This window comes from Variovorax sp. YR752, assembly GCF_943372545.1.
The window spans coordinates 24,569-48,504 of record NZ_CALRZC010000037.1; the positions used below are offsets into that span (position 1 = coordinate 24,569).

At 69.4% G+C, this 23,936-nt stretch carries 31 protein-coding genes; 17 read left to right on the forward strand and 14 right to left on the reverse strand.

What is annotated here, in order from left to right; all coding sequences use genetic code 11:
- The first annotated feature begins 7 nt into the window (after positions 1–7).
- From nifT to AAG801_RS11635, 5 genes are read left to right on the forward strand one after another with little or no spacing between them, the layout of a single operon-like run.
- Positions 8–220, forward strand: a complete 213-nt coding sequence (nifT, locus tag AAG801_RS11615) for a putative nitrogen fixation protein NifT (protein ID WP_341888505.1) — start codon at positions 8–10, stop codon at positions 218–220.
- A 1-nt stretch (position 221) separates the two neighbouring features.
- Positions 222–479, forward strand: a complete 258-nt coding sequence (locus AAG801_RS11620; protein WP_341888506.1) for a hypothetical protein — start codon at positions 222–224, stop codon at positions 477–479.
- A 3-nt stretch (positions 480–482) separates the two neighbouring features.
- Positions 483–1,643, forward strand: a complete 1,161-nt coding sequence (locus tag AAG801_RS11625; protein ID WP_341888507.1) for a DegT/DnrJ/EryC1/StrS family aminotransferase — start codon at positions 483–485, stop codon at positions 1,641–1,643.
- A 10-nt stretch (positions 1,644–1,653) separates the two neighbouring features.
- A complete protein-coding gene (locus AAG801_RS11630) occupies positions 1,654–2,472 on the forward strand; it encodes an SIR2 family protein (protein WP_341888508.1) in 819 nt (272 codons plus the stop codon).
- A 20-nt stretch (positions 2,473–2,492) separates the two neighbouring features.
- The gene (locus tag AAG801_RS11635; RefSeq protein ID WP_341888509.1) at positions 2,493–2,798 is read left to right on the forward strand and encodes a 2Fe-2S iron-sulfur cluster-binding protein; all 306 of its coding nucleotides are present in this window, start codon (positions 2,493–2,495) and stop codon (positions 2,796–2,798) included.
- A 20-nt stretch (positions 2,799–2,818) separates the two neighbouring features.
- On the opposite strand, the gene AAG801_RS11640 is transcribed toward AAG801_RS11635, so the two are convergent.
- Genes AAG801_RS11640 through AAG801_RS11660 form a run of 5 tightly spaced genes read right to left on the reverse strand, consistent with a single transcriptional unit; the run spans position 2,819 to position 5,889 of the window.
- Positions 2,819–3,052 carry a zinc ribbon domain-containing protein gene (locus tag AAG801_RS11640; protein ID WP_341888510.1) on the reverse strand — a complete coding sequence of 78 codons (234 nt, stop codon included), beginning with the start codon at positions 3,050–3,052 and terminating at the stop codon, positions 2,819–2,821.
- Between the two features lie 10 nt (positions 3,053–3,062).
- Positions 3,063–4,025, reverse strand: a complete 963-nt coding sequence (gene draG, locus AAG801_RS11645; protein WP_341888511.1) for an ADP-ribosyl-[dinitrogen reductase] hydrolase — start codon at positions 4,023–4,025, stop codon at positions 3,063–3,065.
- Positions 4,018–4,848, reverse strand: coding sequence for an NAD(+)--dinitrogen-reductase ADP-D-ribosyltransferase (locus tag AAG801_RS11650; RefSeq protein WP_341888512.1), 831 nt, complete (start codon positions 4,846–4,848; stop codon positions 4,018–4,020). Before AAG801_RS11650 ends, draG begins: the two co-directional genes overlap by 8 nt.
- A gap of 7 nt (positions 4,849–4,855) precedes the next feature.
- Positions 4,856–5,464, reverse strand: coding sequence for a hypothetical protein (locus tag AAG801_RS11655; RefSeq protein ID WP_341888513.1), 609 nt, complete (start codon positions 5,462–5,464; stop codon positions 4,856–4,858).
- On the reverse strand, positions 5,464–5,889 hold the full coding sequence (locus AAG801_RS11660) for a group II truncated hemoglobin (RefSeq protein WP_341888514.1): 426 nt from the start codon (positions 5,887–5,889) through the stop codon (positions 5,464–5,466). Before AAG801_RS11660 ends, AAG801_RS11655 begins: the two co-directional genes overlap by 1 nt.
- A 356-nt stretch (positions 5,890–6,245) precedes the next feature.
- Between AAG801_RS11660 and nifH the strand changes: the two genes are divergently transcribed.
- From nifH to AAG801_RS11680, 4 genes are read left to right on the forward strand one after another with little or no spacing between them, the layout of a single operon-like run.
- The gene (gene nifH, locus AAG801_RS11665) at positions 6,246–7,142 is read left to right on the forward strand and encodes a nitrogenase iron protein (protein ID WP_341888515.1); all 897 of its coding nucleotides are present in this window, start codon (positions 6,246–6,248) and stop codon (positions 7,140–7,142) included.
- Positions 7,143–7,162: 20 nt separating this feature from the next.
- Entirely contained in the window at positions 7,163–8,626 is a 1,464-nt protein-coding gene (nifD, locus tag AAG801_RS11670) for a nitrogenase molybdenum-iron protein alpha chain (RefSeq protein WP_341888516.1), read from the forward strand.
- Between the two features lie 27 nt (positions 8,627–8,653).
- Positions 8,654–10,213 carry a nitrogenase molybdenum-iron protein subunit beta gene (nifK, locus tag AAG801_RS11675; RefSeq protein WP_341888517.1) on the forward strand — a complete coding sequence of 520 codons (1,560 nt, stop codon included), beginning with the start codon at positions 8,654–8,656 and terminating at the stop codon, positions 10,211–10,213.
- A gap of 8 nt (positions 10,214–10,221) precedes the next feature.
- The gene (locus AAG801_RS11680; RefSeq protein WP_341888518.1) at positions 10,222–10,569 is read left to right on the forward strand and encodes a 2Fe-2S iron-sulfur cluster-binding protein; all 348 of its coding nucleotides are present in this window, start codon (positions 10,222–10,224) and stop codon (positions 10,567–10,569) included.
- A 32-nt stretch (positions 10,570–10,601) separates the two neighbouring features.
- On the opposite strand, the gene AAG801_RS11685 is transcribed toward AAG801_RS11680, so the two are convergent.
- Positions 10,602–11,915 carry a hypothetical protein gene (locus tag AAG801_RS11685; RefSeq protein ID WP_341888519.1) on the reverse strand — a complete coding sequence of 438 codons (1,314 nt, stop codon included), beginning with the start codon at positions 11,913–11,915 and terminating at the stop codon, positions 10,602–10,604.
- A 242-nt stretch (positions 11,916–12,157) separates the two neighbouring features.
- Here AAG801_RS11685 and zwf point away from each other — a divergent pair, with 242 nt between their 5' ends.
- The 3 genes from zwf (at position 12,158) to AAG801_RS11700 (ending at position 14,325) form a co-directional block, all read left to right on the forward strand.
- Entirely contained in the window at positions 12,158–13,621 is a 1,464-nt protein-coding gene (zwf, locus tag AAG801_RS11690; protein WP_341888520.1) for a glucose-6-phosphate dehydrogenase, read from the forward strand.
- 107 nt (positions 13,622–13,728) lie between these two features.
- Entirely contained in the window at positions 13,729–14,052 is a 324-nt protein-coding gene (locus AAG801_RS11695) for a hypothetical protein (RefSeq protein WP_341888521.1), read from the forward strand.
- A 6-nt stretch (positions 14,053–14,058) separates the two neighbouring features.
- Entirely contained in the window at positions 14,059–14,325 is a 267-nt protein-coding gene (locus AAG801_RS11700; RefSeq protein WP_341888522.1) for a hypothetical protein, read from the forward strand.
- 116 nt (positions 14,326–14,441) lie between these two features.
- Here the strand turns inward: AAG801_RS11700 and AAG801_RS11705 are convergent, their stop codons facing one another.
- Positions 14,442–14,816: a hypothetical protein gene (locus tag AAG801_RS11705; RefSeq protein WP_341888523.1), complete on the reverse strand. Its 375-nt coding sequence runs from the start codon at positions 14,814–14,816 to the stop codon at positions 14,442–14,444.
- A gap of 37 nt (positions 14,817–14,853) precedes the next feature.
- Positions 14,854–15,540 carry a hypothetical protein gene (locus AAG801_RS11710; RefSeq protein WP_341888524.1) on the reverse strand — a complete coding sequence of 229 codons (687 nt, stop codon included), beginning with the start codon at positions 15,538–15,540 and terminating at the stop codon, positions 14,854–14,856.
- Positions 15,541–15,799: 259 nt separating this feature from the next.
- On the opposite strand from AAG801_RS11710, the gene AAG801_RS11715 reads away from it, so the two are divergent.
- Entirely contained in the window at positions 15,800–16,495 is a 696-nt protein-coding gene (locus AAG801_RS11715; RefSeq protein WP_341888525.1) for a dienelactone hydrolase family protein, read from the forward strand.
- Here the strand turns inward: AAG801_RS11715 and AAG801_RS11720 are convergent, their stop codons facing one another.
- Positions 16,496–16,696 (reverse strand): hypothetical protein, encoded by a 201-nt coding sequence (locus AAG801_RS11720; RefSeq protein ID WP_341888526.1) that lies wholly within the window; start codon positions 16,694–16,696, stop codon positions 16,496–16,498.
- On the opposite strand from AAG801_RS11720, the gene AAG801_RS11725 reads away from it, so the two are divergent.
- The 4 genes from AAG801_RS11725 (at position 16,695) to AAG801_RS11740 (ending at position 19,408) form a co-directional block, all read left to right on the forward strand.
- Positions 16,695–16,916 (forward strand): hypothetical protein, encoded by a 222-nt coding sequence (locus AAG801_RS11725; protein ID WP_341888527.1) that lies wholly within the window; start codon positions 16,695–16,697, stop codon positions 16,914–16,916. The genes AAG801_RS11720 and AAG801_RS11725 overlap by 2 nt on opposite strands.
- A gap of 72 nt (positions 16,917–16,988) precedes the next feature.
- Positions 16,989–18,212, forward strand: coding sequence for a helix-turn-helix domain-containing protein (locus AAG801_RS11730; RefSeq protein WP_341888528.1), 1,224 nt, complete (start codon positions 16,989–16,991; stop codon positions 18,210–18,212).
- 57 nt (positions 18,213–18,269) lie between these two features.
- The gene (locus AAG801_RS11735; protein WP_341888529.1) at positions 18,270–18,734 is read left to right on the forward strand and encodes an SRPBCC domain-containing protein; all 465 of its coding nucleotides are present in this window, start codon (positions 18,270–18,272) and stop codon (positions 18,732–18,734) included.
- 8 nt (positions 18,735–18,742) lie between these two features.
- Positions 18,743–19,408, forward strand: coding sequence for a hypothetical protein (locus tag AAG801_RS11740; RefSeq protein ID WP_341888530.1), 666 nt, complete (start codon positions 18,743–18,745; stop codon positions 19,406–19,408).
- A gap of 18 nt (positions 19,409–19,426) precedes the next feature.
- Here AAG801_RS11740 and AAG801_RS11745 read toward each other — a convergent pair whose 3' ends face one another.
- The 5 genes from AAG801_RS11745 to AAG801_RS11765 form a co-directional block, all read right to left on the reverse strand.
- On the reverse strand, positions 19,427–20,749 hold the full coding sequence (locus AAG801_RS11745; RefSeq protein ID WP_341888531.1) for a DEAD/DEAH box helicase: 1,323 nt from the start codon (positions 20,747–20,749) through the stop codon (positions 19,427–19,429).
- Positions 20,746–22,176, reverse strand: a complete 1,431-nt coding sequence (dbpA, locus tag AAG801_RS11750; RefSeq protein ID WP_341888532.1) for an ATP-dependent RNA helicase DbpA — start codon at positions 22,174–22,176, stop codon at positions 20,746–20,748. Before dbpA ends, AAG801_RS11745 begins: the two co-directional genes overlap by 4 nt.
- Positions 22,177–22,201: 25 nt before the next feature.
- The gene (locus tag AAG801_RS11755) at positions 22,202–22,501 is read right to left on the reverse strand and encodes a hypothetical protein (protein ID WP_341888533.1); all 300 of its coding nucleotides are present in this window, start codon (positions 22,499–22,501) and stop codon (positions 22,202–22,204) included.
- A 10-nt stretch (positions 22,502–22,511) separates the two neighbouring features.
- The gene (locus AAG801_RS11760) at positions 22,512–23,033 is read right to left on the reverse strand and encodes a hypothetical protein (RefSeq protein WP_341888534.1); all 522 of its coding nucleotides are present in this window, start codon (positions 23,031–23,033) and stop codon (positions 22,512–22,514) included.
- Between the two features lie 626 nt (positions 23,034–23,659).
- On the reverse strand, positions 23,660–23,936 hold a 277-nt coding region (locus AAG801_RS11765; protein ID WP_341888535.1), incomplete at its 5' end, for a transposase.

Below are 23,936 nucleotides of genomic sequence, written 5' to 3' on the forward strand. Positions count from 1 at the left end.
AAACCCCATGAAGGTGATGATCCGCAAGACCTCGACCGGCGCGCTGTCGGCCTACGTGCCGAAGAAGGACCTGGAGGAGCCCATCGTCGCGCAGGAGCGCGCCGAGCTGTGGGGCGGCACGGTCACACTGGGCAACGGCTGGACGCTGGCGCTGCCGGAGATGGCGCCGGGCACCGCGCTGCCGATCACCGTCGAGGCGCGGCGCCTCTCTGGTGATTGAGATGGACGCCGCCGTCCTCTCCGAAGCCATGACGATCGCGGACGCCGCGACTGGCGTGCGCGAAGCCGCCGCGGCCTTGCGCGCGCGCTTTGCCGGCCTGCGCGTGGTCGTGGTCGATGCCTTCGACATGCGCAGCGAAACGCCCACTGCGATCGGCGAGAAGCGCCAGCTCTACCTCGGCGCGAGCGACGGCCACTGCTGGTCGGTCACCACCGACGCCGGCCAGGCCGTCGGCTTCTTCATCGCCGAGAAGAGCTGAGCGATGTCCGATCAACTGCCCGACGACTGGCTGCTGCTTGCCGAGCCCGACAGCAGCGAACTCGAAGCCCAGCTGGTGCAGGCCGCGCTGGCCTCGCCGCGCTGGTCGGCCGGGCGCATGGTCGAGCGTTTCGAGGCCGGCTTCGCGCGCGAGATCGGCCGCGCGCATGCGGTGGCGGTGGCCAGCGGCACGGTGGGCACCTGGCTGGCGCTGCGTGCACTCGGCATCGGCCCCGGCGACGAGGTGATCGCCTCGTCCTATGGCTGGCACCAGGTCGCGCATGCGGTCACGCTGACCGGCGCGAAGCCGGTCTTCGCCGACATCGACTACTGGTCGGGCTGTCTTGATGCCACACGCGCCGCCGCGCAGATCACCCCGGCCACACGCGCGATCCTGGCCGGCAACGTCAACGGCCATCCGGCGGCCTGGGCGACGCTGCGTGAACTGGCCGATGCCCGCGGCCTCGCGCTGATCGAGGACTCGACCGAGGCGATCGGCTCGGTCTACCGCGGCCGGCCGGTCGGCAGCTTCGGCGATGTGTCGGTGTTCGACCTCTCGCAGCCCTCGCCGCTGTGCTGCGGCGAAGGCGGCATGCTGGTCACCGACGACGACCGCCTGGCCTCCGAGCTGCGCTACCTGCGCTCGCGCTCGCTGGTGGACCGCCGCTCGGTCTCGGTCGGCTCGCGCGTTCCGCTGCAGGCTTCCATGAGCGAGTTCACCGCGGCGCTCGGCGTCGCGCAACTGTCGCGGCTGGAAGAGATCCTCGCGCGGCGCAAGGCCGTCGAAGCGAGCTACCTTGCGCAGATGCTCAGCTTCGAGGGCATCAAGCCGCCCTACGTGGCACCGGGGGTCGATGCGGTGCACTGGATGCTCTACATCGTCCACCTCGGCAAGCGCTTCACCGCCAGTGCCTGCGCCGAGATCGTCGAGGACCTGGCCACCGAGTGCATCGAGTCCGTCATGTACTGCCAGCCGATGCACCAGCAGCACCACTACATGCAGCAGGGCTGGAAGCGCGGCGCGCTGCCGCTGACCGAGCGCATCGCCGACCGTGCGCTGGCACTGCCGCTGCACGGGTCGCTGACGCCCGAGCACATCGAGTTCATCGTCAAGACGCTGAAGGACTCGTCGATCAACGTCGGCGCCGGCGCCGCCATCTATTGAAAGCCACGCCATGAATCTGTCCGACATCGCCGCCGGCCTCGAGCGCGGCACGCTGGCCCCCTACCTCGGCCCGGGCCTGCTGTCGCTGTGCAGCGGCGCCACGCCGCCGGCCGACCCGCTGGCGCTGGCCGCGGTGCTGACCGCCAAGGTCTCGGTGCCGGGCAAGATCAAGAACCGGCTCACTGCCGCGGCGCAGTTCATCGAGAACTTCAAGCACCGCCAGACGCTGGTGAAGGGCATGAACGAGGCCTGCGCCATCCAGGCCACGCCCTCGCCGCTGCACCGTTGGCTGGCCGCGCTGAACACGCCGCTGATCGTCGACACCTGGTACGACGACACGATGCGCAGCGCACTCGCGCCACGCAGCGACTGGGCGGAGGTGCAGGGCCTGAGCCAGAGCGAGCATTTCGGCACCTGGACCGGCTGGTACGACGCTGCCGGCGCCCCGCTGCCGGACGCGGCGGACACCACCACCGTGCTCTACAAACCCTGGGGCGGCCACGCGCCGGCCGGCAACTACCTGGTCTCGGACAGCGACTTCGTCGAGGTGCTCACCGAGATCGACATCCAGACGCCGATCCCCGCGCTCGTGCAGCAGCGCCGCGCGGCGCTGGGTTTCGTCTTCCTCGGCTGCCGCTTCAACGACCAGCTGCCGCGTGCCTTCGCGCGGCAGGTGATGAAGCGCTCGGCCGGTCCGCACTTCGCCGTGCTGCCCGACGAGCCGACGCGCATGGAAGCGCGCTTCCTCGCCGAGCAGGGCATCACGCGCATCGACCTTTCCCTGGCCGACGTGGCGGCCGCGCTGTGCGGCGCGGCGCTGCCGGCCTGAACCACCCCTGGAGGACCATCGTGAGCACGCTGACCATCAACCCCGGCGCCTTGACGGCCGACATCACTTCCGGCAGCAACCTGCTGCAGGCCATCCTCGCCGCCGGCGGCAAGCTCGTCAGCCAATGCGGCGGCGACGCCAAGTGCGGCGCCTGCCACGTCTTCGTCACCGAAGGCCGCAAGGGCCTGAGCCGGCTCACCCCGGCGGAGAACGCCAAGCTCGACACCCTCGTCGGTGTCGGCAGCCAATCGCGCCTGGCCTGCCAGGCAACGCTGCTGGGCACCGAGGCGGTGACGGTGGAGCTGCTGGGGGCGCTGTCGGGCTGACGGCGCGAGAGGCGCCTGGGCTACTTCAGCTTGGCCCGCTCCGCGCGGCTGTAGTTCGAGAAATGCCCCTCGCGCGCCGCCGCGCGCCGGCCGGAGGCGATGATCGCCTGGCTCGTGCCCTGCGGCGCGGTGAGCGAGACCAGCTTGTCGAGCGCGGTGCTCGCGCAATGCGGGCAGGCGGGCACGCTGCTGCTGCGCACCAGCAGTTCGAACTGCTGGCCGCAGGCGTTGCAGCGGAAGTCGTGGATCGGCATGGAGGGCTCCTCAGTTGATGGTGGCCACGGCCTGGCGTTCGAGGGCGATCGCCACCAGCGCGCTGGCCTGGTCGGTGATGCGCTGCACCACCTCGCGATTCACGCGGCCGAGCCAGCGCTGCGGCAGGGCGCGCGCGCCGCAGCGTGCGCCGGCCAGCATGCCGACCAGGGCGCCGCTGGTGTCGGCGTCTTCGCCGAAGTTGACGGCGGTGGTCACCGCCGCCTCGAAGTCGTCATGCAGCAAGATGCAATGCAGCACCGTCTGCACGGTGTCGACCACGTAGCCGCTGGCGCGGCCGGGGTAGGGCTGGAAGCGGAAGGCCGGCTGTGCGTCGACGAGAGCCGCGACGTGGCGCGCCAAGGCTTGCCCATCGGCGCCGGCGAGCAGCGCGCGCAGCAGGCGGCCCATGCCGAGCACCGCGGCATCCGACAGCGGGTGGTGGTGGGTGATGCGCGCCTGCGCGAGCGACACACGCTCGAAGGTGTCGTCGTCGCCCAGCGTGGCCAGCACGGCCGGCAGGTTGCGCATCAGCGCGCCGTTGCCGGCGTCACCTTCGTTGGGCGGCCCGCTCAGGCTGCCGTCGCGCAGGAAGCGCTGGATGCCGCGCCGGCAGGTGTTGCCGCAATCCACCGGCTTGCCGCGCCACCAGGCCAGGTAGGCCTCGGCGATGAGCTGCGTGTCGAAGCGGCGGCCGAGCCGTTCGCCGCGCAGCAGCGCATCACCCAGCGCCAGGCTCATCGTCGTGTCGTCGGTGACCTGCCCGGGCGGCAGCTTCAGCCAGCCGCTGCCGATGATGTGCCGGTGCACCCCGCCCTGCGCGGCGAAGCGATGGGCGATCTCGCGCGGCGTCATGAACTCGACGGTGGCGCCGAGCGCGTCGCCGATGGCCAGGCCGAGGTAGGCGCCCAAGGCGCGATCGAAGATCGTGCCCACCGAGCCTTCGCTGGTCAGCAGCGTGCCGACTTCAGTCATAGCGGGCCTCGACTTCGTAGTTGCCGCCGATCGCCAGCACCTCGGCCTCACCGTGCAGCGAGGTGGTGTTCAGGAGCCCCGGCACCAGCAGCAGCTTGGCCATCGGCACGCGGGCCTCGAAGACCCAGTCGCCAAAGCACTGCGCCTGCTCGGCCGTGGTGCTGAACGAGACGAGGTTGTTCAGCCGCACGGTGCAGCGCCGCTCGCGCAGCGAACCGTCGACGATCTGTTCCTCGCAGCGCGTGCTGCCGCGCCACAACGTGACGTGGGCGCCGCTGCCCAGCAACGCGAAGCGCGCCAGCATCCACTGGCAGAACTCGAACAGCAGGTCGAGCTGCTGGAAGATGCTGTTGTTGTGATAGCGGCTGGCCGCTTTCTGTTCGAGGTAGGCGATCCATGCCGGCGAGGGGAAGCGCGCCAGCGGCACTGCGTGGAAGGCCGGCACGAGGCCGAAGCGGCTTTCCACCCAGCCCTTGAGCACCGCCCCGGCCGCGCTGTTCGAGTCCAGCCCCCAGCCCTGCAGCAGCTTGAGGTAGCTTGAGCGCCAACGTCGCCGTTCGTTCGGCCCGTCGCCTTCGCCGGGTTCGGGCCGGGCCAGGCCGAAGGCCAGGCTCATGTAGTGCGCGAACACGTCGCGGGCCTCGTCTGCACTCCCGCATCGCGCCAGCAGCGCGAACAGGCCACTGTTCGTCTCGCGCGTGCCGGCGATGTGCAGTGACTGCGGGTGCGCGTTGAAGGCCGAGCTCGCCAGCAGCGGCGCGGGCACGCCGACCAGGTTGGTCGTGTACCAGCGCCGGGGATCGGCTTCACCAGCGGCCTCCAAGCGAGACTCACACAGGCCGGTTCTCGTTCGGGTTGCGCACCGGGCCCATCAGCTTCAGGCCCTCGTCGTAGGTGATGGTGTCGAAGGTGATGTCGAACTTCAGCGCGGCGTCGGCCACGCGGTCGGTCTTGCCGGCGGTGTCGAGCTTCTTCAGCTCGGTCTTCTCCAGGTACAGCAGTTCGAGCAGCTCGTTGTAGACCGTGGCCTCGTCGATCGGCAGCACATAGAACATGGCGCCGCGCAAAGGCACCTGGTACTTCTTGCTCAGGTCGATGTTGTTGCAGAAGAGGAAGTACTTGCCACCGGCCGACAGCGTGTCGCCCAGCGTCTCGGCCACGTCCTTCAGGTGCTCGAAGCTGAGCAGGTAGCCGGCGAAGAAGGCGAGCTTGGGGTCACCGACCTGCGCCACCGCGATGACCTGGTCGCAGGTCAGCTCGGGCGGGCGCGCTTCGTCGGCCAGCTTGGCAGCGAAGCGCAGCGCCAGTTCGCCGCGGAAGCCGAAGCGCCCCGGCTTCTTCGTCGGCGCCTTCAGCACCGGGTTGAGCAGGCGGCCCTCGGACTCGAGGCGGGCGAAGGCGGTGTCGGCAAGGCCGGGTTCGGCGAGGGTGGTGCTCATCAATGGCTCCGGTGGGTGGATGGGGCTTTCGCGAGGTGATCGGCGACCTTGCCGAAGGCGGCGAGCAGTTCGCTGCGCAGCGCCTCGTCGGCACAGGTTTGTTGAAGCGCGTCTTGCATGCAGGCCATCCAGGCATTGCGCGCGGCGGCATCGAGGCCGAAGGGCGCATGCACGCGGCCGAGCCGCGGCGGGCCGCGTTCAGGCGAGTACAGCTTCGGGCCGCCCAGCCATTCGCTCAGGTACAGGCGCAGCACGGCCTTGGTGTGCGACAGGTCGGCGGCATGCATCGCGCGGATGTCGCGCGCGTCTTCGCGCTGGTCCATCGCGGCATAGAAGGCATCGACCAGCTGCGCGACCGCAGCCTCGCCACCGAGCCGCCGGTAGTGCGGGTTCGAAGCGGCGGCGACGATGGGCAGGGCGCTCATGGACCAGCACAGAGCAACCGGCGTACCACCACGCACACGATGACAGCGACGCCCGGTGGCGCGTGCAACCCGACGCGCAACGAACGTCACGCGGCCTTCGCCATTGTCGTGTTTCGAACAATCGCACAAGCCCTCACGCAGCACCCTCGAACCGCGTGTTTCCCTCGTGAAAACAAGCACTTGAGTCAAGACGGGCAGGGTGGCACGCGCATTGCGATGAAGAGCCTGCGCGGACCCCCTATCAGGCCCCGAGGGACCTTCCAAGAAGACCCATAGAGGCACCGAAGGCTGCATAGAGATCGCGACGACCGTACCCGCATCGTCAACTTCTCAACGGAACACACAGGAGCACTGAAATGGCAAAACTTCGGCAGATCGCCTTCTACGGCAAGGGTGGCATCGGCAAGTCCACCACCTCGCAGAACACGCTGGCCGCCCTCTCCGAGATGGGCCAGAAGATCCTCATCGTCGGCTGCGACCCCAAGGCCGACTCGACCCGCCTGATCCTGCACGCCAAGGCGCAGGACACCATCCTCTCGCTGGCCGCGGAAGCGGGTTCGGTGGAGGACCTCGAGCTCGAGGACGTGATGAAGATCGGCTACCGCGACATCCGTTGCGTCGAGTCCGGCGGCCCGGAGCCGGGTGTGGGCTGCGCCGGCCGCGGCGTCATCACCTCGATCAACTTCCTCGAAGAGAACGGCGCCTACGACGGTGTCGACTACGTCTCCTACGACGTGCTCGGCGACGTGGTCTGCGGCGGCTTCGCGATGCCGATCCGCGAGAACAAGGCGCAGGAGATCTACATCGTCATGTCCGGCGAGATGATGGCCATGTACGCGGCCAACAACATCTCCAAGGGCATCCTGAAGTACGCCAACAGCGGCGGCGTGCGCCTGGGCGGCCTGGTCTGCAACGAGCGCCAGACCGACAAGGAACTCGAGCTGGCCGACTCGCTGGCCAAGATGCTGGGCAGCAAGCTGATCCACTTCGTGCCGCGCGACAACATCGTGCAGCACGCCGAGCTGCGCCGCATGACCGTGCTCGAGTACGCGCCGGATTCCAAGCAGGCGCAGGAGTACCGCGACCTGGCGACCAAGATCCACGCCAACGCGGGCAACGGCACCATCCCCACCCCCATCACGATGGACCAGCTGGAAGACCTGCTGATGGAGCACGGGATCATGAAGTCGGTCGACGAGTCGCTGGTCGGCAAGTCTGCCGCCGAGCTGGCCGCTGAGGCTGCGGCAGCCTGACACCCACGAAGGAGTGCACCATGTCCATGACGGTTGAAGAGCGCAAGGCCGCCAACAAGGCCTTGATCGACGAAGTCCTGAAGGCCTACCCCGACAAGATGGCCAAGCGCCGTGCCAAGCACATCGGCCAGTACGAGGAAGGCAAGCCGGACTGCGGCGTGAAGTCCAACATCAAGTCGCTGCCCGGCGTGATGACCATCCGCGGCTGCGCGTACGCCGGCTCGAAGGGCGTGGTCTGGGGCCCGATCAAGGACATGGTGCACATCTCGCACGGCCCGGTGGGCTGCGGCCAGTACAGCTGGGCGGCACGCCGCAACTACTACATCGGCACCACCGGCATCGACACCTTCGTGACGATGCAGTTCACCTCCGATTTCCAGGAGAAGGACATCGTCTTCGGCGGCGACAAGAAGCTCGACAAGATCATCGACGAGATCCAGGAGCTGTTCCCGCTGAACAAGGGCATCTCGATCCAGAGCGAATGCCCGATCGGCCTGATCGGCGACGACATCGAGGCGGTGTCGAAGAAGAAAAGCAAGGAACTCGACGGCCACACCATCGTGCCGGTGCGCTGCGAGGGCTTCCGCGGCGTCAGCCAGTCGCTCGGCCACCACCTGGCCAACGACGCGATCCGCGACTGGGTGTTCGACAAGATGGACGCCAACAAGCGCCCCGAGTTCGTCAGCACACCCTACGACGTCACCATCATCGGCGACTACAACATCGGCGGCGATGCCTGGTCGTCACGCATCCTGCTGGAAGAGATCGGCCTGCGCGTGATCGCGCAGTGGTCGGGCGACGGCACCATCGCCGAGCTGGAGAACACGCCCAAGGCCAAGCTCAACCTCATCCACTGCTACCGCTCGATGAACTACATCAGCCGGCACATGGAAGAGAAGTACGGCATCCCCTGGGTCGAGTACAACTTCTTCGGCCCGACCAAGATCGCGCAGAGTCTGCGCGAGATCGCCAGCCATTTCGACGACACCATCAAGGCCAACGCCGAGGCGGTGATCGCCAAGTACCAGCCGCTGGTCGACGCGGTGATCGCCAAGTACAAGCCGCGCCTGGAAGACAAGACGGTGATGCTGTACGTCGGCGGACTGCGCCCGCGGCACGTGATCGGCGCGTACGAGGACCTGGGCATGAAGGTGGTCGGCACCGGCTACGAGTTCGGGCACAACGACGACTACCAGCGCACCACGCACTACATCGGCGACGCGACGCTGATCTACGACGACGTGACCGGCTACGAGTTCGAGAAGTTCGTCGAGAAGATCCAGCCGGACCTGATCGGCTCGGGCATCAAGGAGAAGTACGTGTTCCAGAAGATGGGCGTGCCGTTCCGGCAGATGCACAGCTGGGACTACTCCGGCCCGTACCACGGCTACGACGGCTTCGCGATCTTCGCGCGCGACATGGACATGGCGATCAGCTCGCCGGTCTGGAAGCTCGCCAAGGCCCCGTGGAAGCAAGCGGCCTAAGTCATACCCCATCTCCCGGAGAACACTATGCCCCAATCAGCCGACAAGGTCATCGACCACGAACTGCTGTTCCGTGAGCCGGAGTACCAGAAGATCTTCGCCGACAAGAAGGCGAACTTCGAGTTCAACCATTCCGACGTGAAGATCGCAGAGATCCGCGACTGGACCAAGAGCAAGGACTACAAGGAGAAGAACTTCGCCCGCGAGGCGCTGACCGTCAACCCGGCCAAGGCCTGCCAGCCGCTGGGCGCGGTGTTCGTGGCCAACGGCTTCGCCAAGACGCTGTCTTTCGTGCACGGCTCGCAGGGCTGCGTGGCCTACTACCGCAGCCACTTCTCGCGCCACTTCAAGGAGCCGACGTCGTGCGTCAGCTCCTCGATGACCGAAGACGCGGCGGTGTTCGGCGGCCTTAACAACATGGTCGACGGCCTGTCCAATGCCTACAGCCTCTACAAGCCGGAGATGATCGCCGTCAGCACCACCTGCATGGCGGAGGTGATCGGCGACGACCTCAATGCCTTCATCAAGACCGCGAAGGAGAAGGGCAGCGTGCCGGCCGAGTTCGACGTGCCGTTCGCGCACACGCCGGCCTTCGTCGGCAGTCACGTGACCGGCTACGACAACGCGCTGCTCGGCGTGCTGCAGCACTTCTGGGACGGCAAGAGCAAGACCACCGAACCGCTGGTGCGCGTGCCCGACGACAGCATCAACTTCATCGGCGGCTTCGACGGCTTCGTGGTCGGCAACATGAAGGAGATCAAGCGCATCTTCTCGCTGTTCGGCGTGAAGGTGAACGTGATCTGCGATCCGTCGGAGGTGTGGAACACGCCCACCGACGGCGAGTTCCGCATGTACGAGGGCGGCACCACCAAGGCCGAGGTCGAGGCGGCGCTGCACGCCAAGGCGACCATCGTCTTCCAGGAGTTCTGCTGCGAGAAGACGAGCAAGTACATCGCCGAGAAGGGCCAGGAGGTGGTGGTGCTCAACGCGCCGGTGGGCGTGGCCGGCACCGACCGATTCATCATGGCGATCTCGCGCCTGACCGGCAAGCCGGTGCCCGCCGAGCTGGAGCGCGAGCGCGGCCAGCTGGTCGATGCGATGGCCGACAGCCAGGCCCACCTGCACGGCAAGCGCTACGCGTTGTACGGCGACCCCGACCAGATGATCGGCTACACCGAGTTCCTGCTCGAGCTGGGTGCCGAGCCGGCGCACGTGCTGGCCACCAACGGCAACGACGACTGGGCGGCCAAGCTGCAGAAGGTGTTCGACGCCTCGCCCTACGGCGCGAACTGCAAGGCCTACCCGAAGCGCGACCTGTGGCACCTGCGTTCGCTGCTGCACACCGAGCCGGTGGACTTCCTGATCGGCAACACCTACGGCAAGTACCTGGAGCGTGACACCGGCGTGCCGCTGATCCGCCTGGTGTTCCCGATCTTCGACCGCCACCACTACCACCGCTTCCCGACCTGGGGCTACAACGGTGCACTGTGGCTGCTGACGATGCTGCTCGACGAGTTCTTCGAGACCCTGGATGCCAACACGATCATCCCGGGCAAGACGGACTACAGCTACGACATCATCCGATAGGCGCTGCCATGGCCAACGTGACCTTCACCTCGCCGCGCCTGCAGCGCGACGTCACCGTCTACGCGGTGGCGGGCGACACCCACACGCTGCTGTCCGTCGCCAAGCAGCACAAGGTGCCGCTGAACTTCGAGTGCGAGAACGGCGAGTGCGGCTCCTGCCTGATCCAGGTCAGCGTGCTGTCGGGCAAGGCGCCGGTCGGCATGTCGCTGACCGAGAAGGAGAAGACGGTGCTGCGCTATGCCGGCAAGATCACGCAGGCGCAGATCGACGACGCCGAGACGAACGACCGGCCACCGCCCTGGCGGCTGGCCTGCCAGTTCATCGTGCGCCACGAGGACGTGCTGGTGACGTTCTGATCCGCCGTGCCGGCGTGGACCGCCGGCACGGCTCAAATCGCCATCGCGGCAGCGATGCTGTCGCGTGCGGCCTTGTTCATGCGGATGTGGTACGGCAGGAAGGTGAGCCGCTCCTCGACCGTCGGTGCGCCCGGCGTGGAGACGTAGTAGGAGCCGCCGAGCGCCGCACCGTCGCGGATCAGCGATCCGGTGTAGACGTTGCCGTTGAGCTGGAAGTAGATGCGGTGCTGCACCGTGCTGCTCAGCGTGGCCGACACCGGCCGCGGCGCCGTGGCCACCCAGACGGGTACGCCGTCCACCGTGCCCAGCGTGCCGTCGGCCAGGTGGTAGGTGGTGGCGTCGCTGTTCGAGACCAGGCCGGTGGTCAGCGCTGCCTCCAGCGTGGTGCCGCTCACGCAGGGCGTGATGTTCGTATCGGTGGTGGCACCGATGCAGTCGAACGCGGTGTAGCGGTCGCCGAGGTTCGTCGACGTGTACTTGACGTAGCCCGCGTCGGCCGCGTAGGTGGCGCCAGCCGTGAACACCGCGGGGTTGGCGAAGAAGGAGTTGAACCACTGCGCGAACTCGGCCGGCGTTGCGGACAGGTTCCCCGTCAGCGACACCGACGTGTAGTCGCTGCGGACCTGCGAATAGGCGACCGTGGTGTTGTCGGCGGCCAGCGCGTCAACGCGCACATCGCTGCCCACGTACGAGATGCGGTTGGAGGCCTGCAAGGTCGGCACCACCAGGATCGCACCGTTCTTCAGGATGCGCGTCGGACCGGCGCTGGTCAGCGCCAGGCTGCCGGCGAGGTTGGTCGGTGCCGACTGCGGATTGGTCTGCGGGCCGGCGGTCAACGGGGACTGCGCGAGCACCGAGAACTCGGAGTAGGCGTAGTTGTTGCCGCTGGTTTGCGGGCCAGACAGGTTCAGGTTCCAGCGCAACCGGTGGCTGCCGGCGGCTGGCGCCAGAGCCAGGCTCTCGAAGACCTGCTGGTTGGTGCTGGCCAGCAGGCTGAGCGTGGCCGCCGTGCTCGTCACGCTGCCGTCGGCGTTGCTGACGGTCACGCTGTACTGCGCGCCGTGATCGAGGTGGCTGGCCGCGGGCGTGGTGTAGGAGGAGGCTGTGGCGCCGGTGATCGCCGTGCCGTTGCGGCGCCACTGGTACGACAGGCCTGTGCCGGTGGCCGTCACCGAGAAGGTGGTGCTCGCGTCAGTCAGCACCGATTGAGCCGACGGATGCGCCGAGATCACCGGCGGGTTGGCCGGCGGCACCGCAGGATCCGAATCGCCTCCCCCGCCACAGGCCGCCAGCGCGCCCACCAGAATCCCAGCCAGCGCACACCGTGCGAATGCTCTCGCCACCATGTCGATCTCCCTCCCAGGGTATGTTGTATGGATACAGGTCGCCGCCCATGGGCGCGCGCCCGAGCGAGGACTCTAGGCAAGCCGCTGCGCTCCAGGCAACACCGGGCTTGCGCGGCTTGACTTCGCCACGCGAATCAGATGCCGGCCTGCCCCGACTCCTTGAAATCGCGTTCCCGGGGAGCGGCTTCGGTCCGATACTTGCTACCAGCCCTGCACGACGTGCTGTCCAGAGGAGTGGCTCAGTGGCAAAGATCCCGCCCGGCGTCGGGCCGCGCTTTCCGCAGGTGGTGGTGCTGTTCGGCGCCACCGGCGACCTGGCGCGGCGCAAGCTGCTGCCCGGGCTCTACCACCTGGCCAGCGCGGGTTTCATTCCCGGCTACCGCATCGTCGGCGTCTCGCTCGACGATCTGAATGCCGATGGCTTCCGCGACCTCGCCAAGGCATCCATGGCCGAGTTCTCCAGCCGCAAGCTGGTCGAGGCCGACTGGCAGGCCTTCGCGGCGAAGCTCGACTACGTGCCGCTCGGTGCCGGTGCGGCCACGCTGAAAGCGGCCGTCGAGCGCGCCGAGAAGGAGCTCGGCGTCGAGTGCCGTCGCCTGCACTACCTGAGCGTGCCGCCCAGCGCTGCGCTACCGGCCGTGCGTCTGATCGGCGAGGCGCAGCTCGTCGAGCGCTCGCGCATCGTGATGGAGAAGCCTTTCGGCACCGACCTGGCCAGCGCGGTGTCGCTCAACGCGAAACTGCATGAGGTGTTCGCCGAAGACCAGATCTTCCGCATCGACCACTTCCTCGGCAAGGAGCCGGCGCAGAACATCCTCGCCTTCCGCTTCGCCAACGGCCTGTTCGAGCCGATATGGAACCGCAACTTCATCGACCACGTGCAGATCGACGTGCCGGAGACGCTGGGCCTGGGCAAGCGCTCGGCCTTCTACGAGCAGACCGGCGCCTACCGCGACATGGTGGTGACGCACCTGTTCCAGATCCTCGCCTTCATGGCGATGGAGCCGCCCACCGCGCTGGAACCGGCGCCGATCAGCGAGGAGAAGAACAAGGTCTTCCGCAGCATGCTGCCGATCCAGCCGGGTGACGTGGTGCGAGGCCAGTACAACGGCTACCGTGACGAGGAGGGCGTCGACGCCGAGAGCGAGACCGAGACCTTCATCGCGCTGAAGTGCTTCATCGACAACTGGCGCTGGGCCGGCGTGCCCTTCTTCCTGCGCACCGGCAAGCGCATGGCCGAGGGCCAGCGCATCATCTCGATCGCCTTCCGCGAGCCGCCCAAGAGCATGTTCCCGCCGGGCTCGGGCGTCGGCGCGCAGGGGCCGGACCACCTGACCTTCGACCTTGCGGACGCGTCGAAGATGTCGCTGTCCTTCTACGGCAAGCGGCCGGGGCCGGGCATGCGGCTGGACAAGCTGAGCCTGCAGTTCGCGATGCACGACACCGGCCTGGCCGGCGAGGTGCTGGAAGCCTACGAGCGGCTGATCCTCGACGCGATGCGCGGCGACCGCACGCTGTTCACCACCGCGGAGGGCATCGAGCGGCTGTGGCAGGTGTCGACCCACCTGCTCGAGTCACCGCCACCGGTGCGGCTGTACCCGGCCGGCTCCTGGGGGCCGAAGTCGATCCACCAGCTGATCGCGCCGCATGCCTGGCGGCTGCCCTTCGAGCGCGCCTGGCGCAACCCGAACAAGCTCGGCGGCTGAGTCCCATCCGCTGGCATCAAAGCTGCATTGCAGAGGCAAAAGGCACTGCGCACGGACCTTCGTGTCGCAAAGCCGACAAGCCCTGCCACGTCGATTGCGAGGTGACCATGCATCCCGAGCCCATCCTGATCCGCACCACCCACGACGGCCGGCGCGTCGAGGTGATCGGCCGCCATCTCTGCCTCGACGGCCGGCCCGAAGCGGATGAACTCGTCGTGCTCGACGAGCACCCGAACCGGCAGGCCATCCTGAAGGCGGTGCCGCTGGCCACGCATGTCGCCGGCCGGCTGCCGCTGACGCTGCCCGAGGCCTCGGTGGCGCAGGCGGCGCTGCGCCGCGCGCAGGACGACTTCGACGGTTCGCCGCAGGCCGCGCGCGAGCGGCTGCGCCAGGTGGTGTGGCGCAAGTCGGTCGGCGACGGCGTGGAGTAGCCCTCGATGATCCACGTCCTCGAGATGCCCGAGGCGGCGCAGCCGCGGGTCTGGTTCGCCTTCGACGCCGACGACCTGCTGCGCAAGCTCGACGGCAGCGAAGCCGGCGCGCTGCACGCGCAGGGCCGCTGCCGTGTCTTCGCCGACGAATCGGCTGCGCTGGCCGCCTTCGAGCGTGCCGACGATCCGGCCTGGCAAGGTGAAGGCTGGCGCGCGCGCTGGGCGCTGCGCGAGCAGCTGGTCGCACTCGAGGTGCTGGCCGACGATCTCTGATACGCACTGGCGTTCACGGCCCTGTGCTGGACGTCTGGTGGCATGCCCGACGCTCAAAGGAGGCACGAAAGCCGATGCCCGCAGCCTTCAGCAAGGGGCCGCGGCCCGCCGGTCGCCTACTTGGGCAGCTCCGGCCGCCCCAGCCCGGCGAACGCGCTGTCGTCGATGATGTCGACGAAGCCCGAGGCAGCAAACGGCGCCGGCGCGGTGTTGCGCTCGCGAAGCTCCTTGCGTGCGAAGAACTTCGCCTGCGCGGCCGCCGGCAGGTCGGTGATGCGCAGCAGGCCCTTGGCCATCAACACCTCGAGCAGGTCCTCGAGCACGCGCACGGTGTCGGCGTCGAGCCGCTGGTAGGCATCGGCGTTGTCTTCGCGGCCGAGGAAGCGCTGCACCTCGTCGGCGGTCTGCGGCAGGTACTCGACGGCGTCCAGCGTCGGCGAGCGGTGCAGGCTCTCGATCTCGCCCTGGGCATTGCGATGGACATAGGGCACGGGGGTTCTCCTGCGCGGGGTGCGTGGCTGCGTTGGTTCAGTGCGTCTGCGCGTGCCAGCGTCCGAGCAGCTCGCGCCAGGGCCTGAGTTCGCTCCGCGCCGGCGGCAAGGGCTGCGCATCGACACGCGGCCAGAGCTGCTGCTCGTCGAAGCTGAACACCGGCACCAGGTCGTCGCGCTGCGAGAGCGGCACGATCAGCACGTTGATCGAGTCGAGCACCCATGGGTCCTCGAAGGGCTGGCGCGCCGTGGCCACCATGTGGACACGGCGCAGCGGCGGCGTCTCGAGCGGCCGGCGCCCGGTGTAGAGCAGCCGCAGCGCGGGCGTCGGCACGCCGCTGGCGCGCAGCAGGAAGAACTTGGCGATGGCCGAGTCCTCGCAGTCGCCGGCACCGCGGGCCAGCGTCTCGTAGGGGGTGGCCCAGGTGTCGCGGTCGGGGTCGTCGGGCTGCTGGTCGACGAGCTGGTTGACCCAGTCGTTGATGAAGGCCAGGCGCTCGTGCAGGCCCAGCCGCGCGGCGCTCGTCGCCAGGTCGTCGAACTCGTGCCGTGCGCGCTGCAGCGCCGGCGCCGTGATGCCCGATTCGCGCGGTGCGCACCAACTCGCCGAAGAGAGCGAACCCAGGCCGGTGGAGACGGCGAACACGCCGAACTCGCGCCGCCGCACGCACGACGCAGCGGCATCGGTGCGATCTCCCGCCTGGTTCGGAATCCACTGCTGCACAGCGCGCCCTTCCCGCAGGTGGTGGCCTCGTCGCCGAGGCCAGCATGAGTTTTCAGACTCTGCAGCCATGCTATGCCTCCGCTCGCGCGCGTGCCGCTTTTCCTCCGCCATCGCTGTGGCTTGTGCGTCATCCGGCGCCTGCGAGTGACGGGTGCGTTGCGACAGAGGCAGGCGCATGTCACTTCTGTTCAGCCGAGCGAAGACCTGCGCGACCCGCCCTGACATACTCGGCGCCTCTTCCCACAAGCAAGGAGACGACATGGCAGCACAGATCGACTTCAAGCGCCCGGACGGGCAGTCCGTGAAGGGCTGGCTGGCGCAGGCCGAGCAGCCGCTCGGCGCGGTGGTGGTGATCCAGGAATGGTGGGGCGTGAACGAGCAGATCCGTGGCGTGGCGCAACGCTTTGCCGATGCCGGCTTCACCGCGCTGGTGCCCGACCTCTACCGCGGCAAGAGCACGGTCGAGGCCGAGGAGGCGCACCACCTGATGACCGGCCTGGACTTCGCCGATGCCGCCTCGCAGGACGTGCGCGGCGCGGTGCAGTACCTGAAAGCGGCGAAGCTCGGCAACGGCAAGGTCGGCGTGACCGGCTACTGCATGGGCGGCGCGCTCACCGTGCTGGCCGCGACGATGGTGCCCGAGGCCGATGCCGCGGTGGTCTGGTACGGCCTGCCGCCGCTGGAGTACGTGGACGCCGGCAAGATCCGCATCCCGCTGCAGGCGCACTGGGCGACGCAGGACGGCGCCTTCCCGATCGCCAGCGTCGACGGCCTGGAGGCGAAGTTCACGGAAGCGAAGGTCTGCTACGAAGGCCACCGCTACCTGGCCCACCACGCCTTCGCCAACGAGAACGCGCAGGGCCGCAACCGCATCGCGATCACGCAGTACGACGCCGCCTGGGCGCAGATGGCCTGGGACCGCACGATGCGCTTCTTCGGCACCACGCTGGCGTGATCATCCGAGGCTGACCGGCACGAAGATCTGCTGCCCGTCGCGCAGCACCTCGCCGACCTGTTCGATGCGCCGCACCGGCCGGCCGAAGGGCTCGGCCTGCGCATCCGGGCCGGCGTCGTCGGAATCGTCCACGCCGATCTGGTGCAAGCCGGCCACCGTGACGCCCACCACCGCCGGCGTGGCAGTGAGCCTGCGGGACATGGAGGCTCCTTCGTTGGTGGCGCTGCGCGAGGGGCAGCGCATGGCTTGCCAGCGCTCGGGCGATGGCTTCGCGGTGGCGCTGGTCGACCTGGACCACTTCGAGCGCATCAACGACGCCGTCGATGCCTTGGTCGAACGCGCCGACCGAGCGATCTACCAGGCCAAGTCGCAGGGCCGCGACCGGGTGGTGACGCTGCCGGAAGCGGCGACGCCGGCCTGAAGCGATGGACCGTCGAGCGGTTCATGCCGGGGCCGTTCCGCCGCGCGTGGGCTGGCCTTAGTCTCTCCACCCATGGACTCCCTCATCGCCGCCGCCGGGCGCGCGCTGGCCGCGGGCGATGCGCTCAGCGCGCTCAAGCGTGTCGCGCTGCGCAACGACCCGCCGGCGCTGGCACTGCGCGGCATTGCGATGGCGCAGCTCGGCGAACTGGCGCGCTCGCGCGAGTTGCTGCGCCGCGCCGCGCGCGGCTTCGGCAGCCACGAGGCGCTGGCGCGTGCGCGCTGCGTGGTCGCCGAGGCCGAGGTGGCGCTGGCGCTGCGTGAACTCGGTGGCTCGCCGCGCACCCTCGCGGCCGCCGCGCAGGCGCTCGAGGTGCGCGCCGACCACGCCAACGCCACCCATGCGCGCCTGATCGCGGTGCGCCGGCTGCTGCTGCTCGGCCGCATCGGCGAGGCCGCTGCGGCACTCGCCGGGCTCGACATCCGCAGCCTCGCCTCGCCGTCGCTGGTGGCGTTGGCCGAGCTGGCCGTGGCCGAGGTGGCGCTGCGCACGCTGCGCACCGGGCCGGCCCGTGCGGCGCTGCAGCGCGCGCAGGCGGCGGCCGAGTCTGCTCGTGTGCCTGCGCTGCTGGCCGAAGTGGCCGAGGCCGCTGCCGTGCTCGAGCGCCCCGCCGCGCGGCGCTGGCAAGCGGGCGAATGCGCAATGCTGCGCCTGGCCGAGGTGGAAGCGCTGCTCGCCTCGGGCGCGCTGGTGGTCGATGCCTGCCGGCGCGGCCTGCGCAGCGGCAATGCCTGGTGGCCGCTCGGGCGCCGGCCGGTGCTGTTCACGCTGCTGCGCGCGCTCGCCGAAGGCTGGCCGGCCGACGTCGATCGCGATGCGCTGATCGCGCGGGCCTTCCGCATTCGCCGGACCGACGAGACGCATCGTGCGCGCCTGCGCGTCGAGATCGGCCGCCTGCGTGCGCTGGTCGCGCCGGTGGCGCGCATCGAGGCCAGCGAGCGCGGCTACGCGCTCGCGCCGCACGGCGAAGAGGAGGTGATCGTGCTCGTGCCGCCGATCGAGGGCGGCGAGGCCTCGCTGCAGGCGCTGCTGGCCGATGGCGCCGCCTGGTCGACGTCGGCACTCGCGCTCGCGCTGGGCGAGAGCCAGCGCACCGTGCAGCGGGCGCTGGCCGAGCTGGAAGCCGCGGGACAGGTACGCGCCATCGGCCGTGCGCGCTCGCAGCGCTGGGTCGCGCCGCCCCTGGCCGGATTCACGACGATCTTGTTACTCCCAGCTTCGCTGCCGCTTGCCTAGAGTGCCCTCACGGCGCCGATGCGGGCGCCGCAACCCTGACACCCGGAGCACAGCAGAATGGACATCGTTCACAGGATCGGCATCAAGGCCCCCGCGGCCCAGGTCTACGCGGCGCTCGCCACCATCGACGGGCTCGCCGGATGGTGGACCCGCGACACCACCGGCCACTCGCAGCCCGGCGGCCACGTCGCTTTCCGCTTCCACACCGCCACCGGCGACGAGATCGGCGGCTTTGGCATGGACGTGCTCGAGCTGGCGCCTGAGCAAAAGGTGCGTTGGCGAGTGCTGGACGGCCCGGCGGAGTGGCTGGGCACCGAGGTCGAGTTCACGCTCTCGCAGCAGGACGGCCAGACCATCGTGATGTTCGGCCACCGCCACTGGCGCGACGCGGGCCCGGGCGGCGAGTTCATGGCCCACTGCAGCACCAAGTGGGCGACCTTCCTGCTGAGCCTGCGCGATCTCGTCGAGACGGGCCAGGGCCAGCCGGCGCCGCATGACCTGAAGATCAGCAACTGGCACTAGGCTGCAGCATGGACACGAACACCTCCACCCCCATGCAGGCATCGCCAGCCGAGATCGTGCGCGAGTACGGCCCCTTTGCCGGCGCCGAAGTCATCCACGGCGTCACCCACGACGGCCAGCGGATCTGGGCCGCCACCGGTGCGAGGCTGCTCGCGATCGACCCCGCCAGCGGTGCCGTTTCGGGTTCGCTGGCGCTGGCCTGCGACGCGGGCAGCGCGTTCGACGGTACGCACCTCTACCAGATCGCCGAAGCGCGCATCGACAAGATCGATCCGGCCAGCGGCGAGGTGCTGGCGTCGATCCCCGCGCCCGGCCACGGTCGCGACTCGGGCCTGGCCTGGGCCGAAGGCAGCCTGTGGGTCGGCCAGTACCGCGACCGCAAAATCCACCGCATCGACCCGGCCACGGGTGCGATCCTGCGCACCATCGAGTCCAACCGCTTCGTCACCGGCGTGACCTGGGTCGACGGCGAACTGTGGCACGGCACCTGGGATGGCGATCAGAGCGACATCCGCCGCGTCGACCCCGACAGCGGCGCCGTGCTCGAGCGGCTGGAGATGCCCAGCGGTACGGGCGTCAGCGGCATGGAGTCGGACGGCGGCGACCTGTTCTATTGCGGCGGCGGGCCGAGCGGCAAGGTGCGGGCGGTGCGGCGGCCGAAGAAGCGGCGGTGAGCCGCCACGACCACGCCCTCAGCCCGTCGACGGCCCGCCCGCCGCGGCAGCTTCGCGCAGCTTGTCCTTGCGGCTCTTGCGCCGTCCCTTGATGCCGCCTTCGGGCGGAGACGCCGGCACGGCGAGCTCGCGCGGCTGGAAGCCCGCGATGCGTTCGCGCGGCACACGCTGCCCCTGGCGCTTCTCGATGAGGCGGAAATGCGCCTCGGTCGCCGCGCTGACGAAGCTCACCGCCAGGCCGGCGGCACCGGCGCGCGCGGTGCGGCCGATGCGATGGGTGTAGTCCACCGCCGAGCGCGGCAGGTCGTAGTTCACCACCACCGGCAGGCCGGGGATGTGCAGGCCGCGCGCCGCCATGTCGGTGGCCAGCATGATCCGCAGCTTGCCGCTGTTCAGCTCGGCCAGCACACGCTGGCGTGCACCCTGGCTGAGGTCGCCGTGGAAGGCTGCGGCCGCGAGGCCGGCGCGGCGCAGCTTCTCGGCCACGTGCTCGCTGGCGTAGCGCGTGGCGACGAAGACCAGCACACGCGGCCAGGCGGCTTTCTCGATGAGGTGGCGCAGCAGCGGCGTGCGCTGGGCGGCGTCCACCTCCACCGCGCGTTGGTCGATGGCGGGTACGCCGGCAATGGCGCTCGGGCTGGCCGTCTCGGGTGCTGCAGCGCGTGGCGCGTCCGGCGCATCGACGCGAACCGGCTCGCGCAGCAGCGCTTGCGCCAGATCCTGCACGGCCGGCGGAAAGGTGGCCGAAAAGAACAGGCTCTGCCGCCGCACCGGCAGCAGTGCGGTGAGGCGGGCGAGTTCGTCGGCAAAGCCCTCGTCGAGCAGGCGGTCGGCTTCGTCGAGCACCAGCACATCCACGCCATCGAGCGTGATCGCGTTGCGACCAGCGAGGTCGAGCAAGCGGCCTGGCGTGGCCACCACCACCTCGGCGCCACCGCGCAGGGCGAGCATCTGCGGGTTGAGGGCCACACCGCCGAAGATCACCGCCACCTTCAAGGGCTGCGTGAGATGGCGGCCGAGTCGGCGCAGGGTGTCGCCGACCTGCACGGCCAGTTCGCGCGTGGGCACCAGCACCAGCGCCTGGGTGCGGCGCCGCGTGGCGCGCACGGGCGCGCCCGTGGCCTGCCGTTCGAGCCGCTGCAGCAAGGCCAGCCCGAACGCGGCCGTCTTGCCCGAGCCGGTGTGGGCGCAGCCGATCACGTCGGCGCCCCGCAGGGCGGGTGGGATCGCCGCGGCCTGGATGGGCGTAGGCTGGTCATAACCTTGCTCGGCGGCCGCACGCTGCAACGCCGCAGAGAGGCCCAGCGCCTCGAACGGCGACTCGGTGGCCGGCGAGTTCAAAGCCGCCTCACCTTCACCGAGCGCCCCTTCACCTTGCCGGCGTTGAGCCCGCGCAGCGCCTTGTCGGCGCTGTCGCGCTGCACGGCCACGTAGGTGGAGAAGTCGTTGACGTCGATCTTGCCGATGGCGGCGGCGTCCAGGCCGATGTCCTTGGTCAGCGCGCCCAGCACGTCGCCGGCGCGGATCTTCTCCTTGCGCCCGCCGAGGATCTGCAGCGTCACCATCGGCGGGCGCAGCGGCTCGCGCGCCGCGCCGTCCGGCGCGATGGCCGCCTGCAGCTCGGCCAGCGGATGCCAGACGCTGGCGCTGCCCTGCATCTCGTCGATGCGGCCGACGCGACCCATCTCGTCCAGGCTGGCGAGGTTGAACACCTGGCCCGACTCGCCGGCGCGGCCGGTGCGGCCGACGCGGTGGGTGTGCACCTCCGGGTCGGGCGTGATGTCGACGTTGATGACGGCTTCGAGCCTGGTGATGTCCAGTCCGCGCGCGGCCACGTCGGTGGCCACCAGCACGCTGCAGCTGCGGTTGGCGAACTGCACCAGCACCTGGTCGCGCTCGCGCTGCTCGAGGTCGCCGTGCAGTTCCATCGCCACGATGCCCTGCGCCTGAAGCACGGCCACCAGGTCGCGGCATTGCTGCTTGGTGTTGCAGAAGGCCAGCGTGCTCTCCGGGCGGAAGTGGTTGAGCAGCAGGCCCACGGCGTGCAGCCGCTCGCTCTCCGCTACCTCGTAGAAGCGCTGGCGGATCTGGCTGGCGGCATGGCGTTCGGTGAGCTTCACCTCCTGCGGCTCGCGCAGGTAGCGCGCCGCCAGCGCGGCCACGTCGTCCGGGTAGGTGGCCGAGAACAGCAGCGTCTGGCGCTTCGAGGTCGGCGGACAGCGCTGCACGATGGCGGCGATGTCCTCGGCGAAGCCCATGTCGAGCATGCGGTCGGCCTCGTCGAGCACCAGGGTCTGCAGGCCATCGAGCACGAGCGATTCGCGCCCCAGGTGGTCGAGGATGCGCCCCGGCGTGCCCACCACCACGTGCGCGCCGTGCGCCAGGCTGGCCAGCTGCGGGCGCATGGTGGCGCCGCCGCACAGGGTGAGCACCTTGACGTTGTCCTCGGCGCGGGCGAGGCGGCGGATCTCCTGCGAGACCTGCTCGGCCAGTTCGCGCGTCGGGCACAGCACCAGCGCCTGCACTGCGAAGCGCCGCGCATCGAGCCTGGCCAGCAGCGGCAGCGCGAAGGCGGCGGTCTTGCCGCTGCCGGTCTTGGCCTGCGCGATCAGGTCGCGGCCGGCCAGCGCCAGCGGCAGGCTGGCGGCCTGGATCGGCGTCATGTGCTCGTAGCCGAGGCGCTGCAGGTTGGCCAGCACCTGGGGCGGCAGGGGAAGGGTGGAGAAGGCGGGGCCGCTCGAGGGCGCGCCGGCAGGGGATGCGGTCATGGGGGGATTGTCGGTGCCGCGGTGTTCACTCCAGCGTTTCGCCGAAAGTGGCGAGGAACTCGGCCACGAAGGGCGCCGATCCGGTCAGCGTCAGGGTGACGGCACACCAGCCGCCCTGCTCCACGGTCACCTGCAGGTCGTGGTCCCACAGGTTGCCGTCGTCGACCGGCCCGTGGCTGTGCGGGAACTGCCGCCACGCCCAGTCCAGCACCTGCTGAACCTCGGCCATCACCGTCGCATGCTGCGCGGCCGAGGTCGACGCCATTGCCTCCAGGGTGGTGAGGCCGTCGCCGCTCTCGCCGAGATCGAAGCTCAGGTATTGCAATGGAAGGCAGCTATCGAGTCAGTCGCAGCGCCAGCGGTTCGGCGATCTGCGTCGCGTAGCGTGCATGGCAGCCCTGGCAACTGGCCTTCACCCGCTGGCCCGCGGCATACAGGCTGCGCGGATCGTGACGGCGCGCCGCTGCGGCGCCGGCGGCCGCACCGTCGCGCATCGCTTCGGCCCATTGCAGCCAGTCGGCCCGGCCCCGGGACAGCACCGGATCGGCCAGCATGCCGCTGGTCTGGGCCAGCTGCGAGGCGGCGTCGACCACGGCCTGCCAGGCTTCGGCGGAGCGGGGTTCGAGGTCGGTGCGGGCAGGGGGATCGGCCGCGGCGAACAGCACGCCGGCGGCGGGATCGACGAGCATGTCCATGAGGTCGGGCAGGATCAGCACCAGTTCGTCGTCCAGCGATTCCGCCGCATGGGCCACTGGCGGCGCGGGAGCGATGGCCGGCGCCGAGGGTTGATTGCGTGAACAGCCCGCGAGTGCAAGCACGAGCAGCATGGCGCAGGCGCGCCGTGACAGTGGCCGCATCGTCGTCTCCTGGCGAGGCAGCGCGCGGGCGACGAAAGCGCCGCGTCGCACCGCGACCTTGTTGTAGATGCGAGGGTAGCGCCGATCGGGGCGCCGCGCGAGCCCTGCGGCGGCGCTCGGATGGGGAGTAGCGTCCAGGGTTGAAAGAACGGACTTGCCAGTAGAGGCCGTCTTCGGCCCTGAGCTGAAGTCTGTGTGTGTCTGCTTTCTGGCCTTCTTATGAGCATCGCGGCAGACGCTGCCCGCTGGTGGCTCATTCGGCGGCGGTCGACGCTGCGCGCCGACTCCACTGCGATGCTCGCGCCAGGGGGCAGGCCGCCCAACTCACTTCGTTCGCTGCGCTCACTGCGTTCAGACAAGCGGCGGCCAGTCAGATCACGAAGCGCGCTCACGCGCGCTGCCCCCTGACGCTGCGCTTCTCGTCACCGCCCAAATCGCCCCCAGCGGGCAGCGCCTGCCGCGAAGTCCACCACTGGGGTCCTGCGACCGGCATGCCACCGCTGGTTCAGCAAAGGCGCGTGCGGACAGGCTGGAGCGCGCCTCTGAGGCGCTGAGCAGCGCAGGGCTTGCGGCAGGCGCGCGGCAGCGCGCTTCGTAGACTGACTTGCCGCCGTCTGTTTGAGGTTCTATGTTTTCTCGCAAGCAGGAGACAGGCCGAGCATGCGAACGTCGAAGTTCTTCTCGCTGTTCCAAACTGCCCAGGCGATTCGCAGAAGCTTGCGCGCCAAGATGACCAGAGCCTGGGTTGGTGCAAAGCCCTTTGTCTTGATGGACTGGTACAGGGGCTTGAGCGCCTTGCTGTGACTGGCGGCGAACGCCACCAGGTACATCTGTCGTCGCAGCCACGCTGGCCCGCGCTTGGACAGGCGACGCTGGCCGCGGTGCTGGCCCGAGTCGCACGGC

Bases quoted from the DNA above. Each gene is read 5' to 3' on its own strand.
- nifT (WP_341888505.1), top strand. From the start codon at position 8: ATGAAGGTGATGATCCGCAAGACCTCGACCGGCGCGCTGTCGGCCTAC.
- AAG801_RS11620 (WP_341888506.1), top strand. From the start codon at position 222: ATGGACGCCGCCGTCCTCTCCGAAGCCATGACGATCGCGGACGCCGCG.
- AAG801_RS11625 (WP_341888507.1), top strand. From the start codon at position 483: ATGTCCGATCAACTGCCCGACGACTGGCTGCTGCTTGCCGAGCCCGAC.
- AAG801_RS11630 (WP_341888508.1), top strand. From the start codon at position 1,654: ATGAATCTGTCCGACATCGCCGCCGGCCTCGAGCGCGGCACGCTGGCC.
- AAG801_RS11640 (WP_341888510.1), bottom strand. From the start codon at position 3,052: ATGCCGATCCACGACTTCCGCTGCAACGCCTGCGGCCAGCAGTTCGAA.
- draG (WP_341888511.1), bottom strand. From the start codon at position 4,025: ATGACTGAAGTCGGCACGCTGCTGACCAGCGAAGGCTCGGTGGGCACG.
- AAG801_RS11655 (WP_341888513.1), bottom strand. From the start codon at position 5,464: ATGAGCACCACCCTCGCCGAACCCGGCCTTGCCGACACCGCCTTCGCC.
- AAG801_RS11660 (WP_341888514.1), bottom strand. From the start codon at position 5,889: ATGAGCGCCCTGCCCATCGTCGCCGCCGCTTCGAACCCGCACTACCGG.
- nifH (WP_341888515.1), top strand. From the start codon at position 6,246: ATGGCAAAACTTCGGCAGATCGCCTTCTACGGCAAGGGTGGCATCGGC.
- nifD (WP_341888516.1), top strand. From the start codon at position 7,163: ATGTCCATGACGGTTGAAGAGCGCAAGGCCGCCAACAAGGCCTTGATC.
- nifK (WP_341888517.1), top strand. From the start codon at position 8,654: ATGCCCCAATCAGCCGACAAGGTCATCGACCACGAACTGCTGTTCCGT.
- AAG801_RS11680 (WP_341888518.1), top strand. From the start codon at position 10,222: ATGGCCAACGTGACCTTCACCTCGCCGCGCCTGCAGCGCGACGTCACC.
- AAG801_RS11685 (WP_341888519.1), bottom strand. From the start codon at position 11,915: ATGGTGGCGAGAGCATTCGCACGGTGTGCGCTGGCTGGGATTCTGGTG.
- AAG801_RS11695 (WP_341888521.1), top strand. From the start codon at position 13,729: ATGCATCCCGAGCCCATCCTGATCCGCACCACCCACGACGGCCGGCGC.
- AAG801_RS11700 (WP_341888522.1), top strand. From the start codon at position 14,059: ATGATCCACGTCCTCGAGATGCCCGAGGCGGCGCAGCCGCGGGTCTGG.
- AAG801_RS11715 (WP_341888525.1), top strand. From the start codon at position 15,800: ATGGCAGCACAGATCGACTTCAAGCGCCCGGACGGGCAGTCCGTGAAG.
- AAG801_RS11725 (WP_341888527.1), top strand. From the start codon at position 16,695: ATGGAGGCTCCTTCGTTGGTGGCGCTGCGCGAGGGGCAGCGCATGGCT.
- AAG801_RS11720 (WP_341888526.1), bottom strand. From the start codon at position 16,696: ATGTCCCGCAGGCTCACTGCCACGCCGGCGGTGGTGGGCGTCACGGTG.
- AAG801_RS11730 (WP_341888528.1), top strand. From the start codon at position 16,989: ATGGACTCCCTCATCGCCGCCGCCGGGCGCGCGCTGGCCGCGGGCGAT.
- AAG801_RS11735 (WP_341888529.1), top strand. From the start codon at position 18,270: ATGGACATCGTTCACAGGATCGGCATCAAGGCCCCCGCGGCCCAGGTC.
- AAG801_RS11740 (WP_341888530.1), top strand. From the start codon at position 18,743: ATGGACACGAACACCTCCACCCCCATGCAGGCATCGCCAGCCGAGATC.
- dbpA (WP_341888532.1), bottom strand. From the start codon at position 22,176: ATGACCGCATCCCCTGCCGGCGCGCCCTCGAGCGGCCCCGCCTTCTCC.
- AAG801_RS11760 (WP_341888534.1), bottom strand. From the start codon at position 23,033: ATGCGGCCACTGTCACGGCGCGCCTGCGCCATGCTGCTCGTGCTTGCA.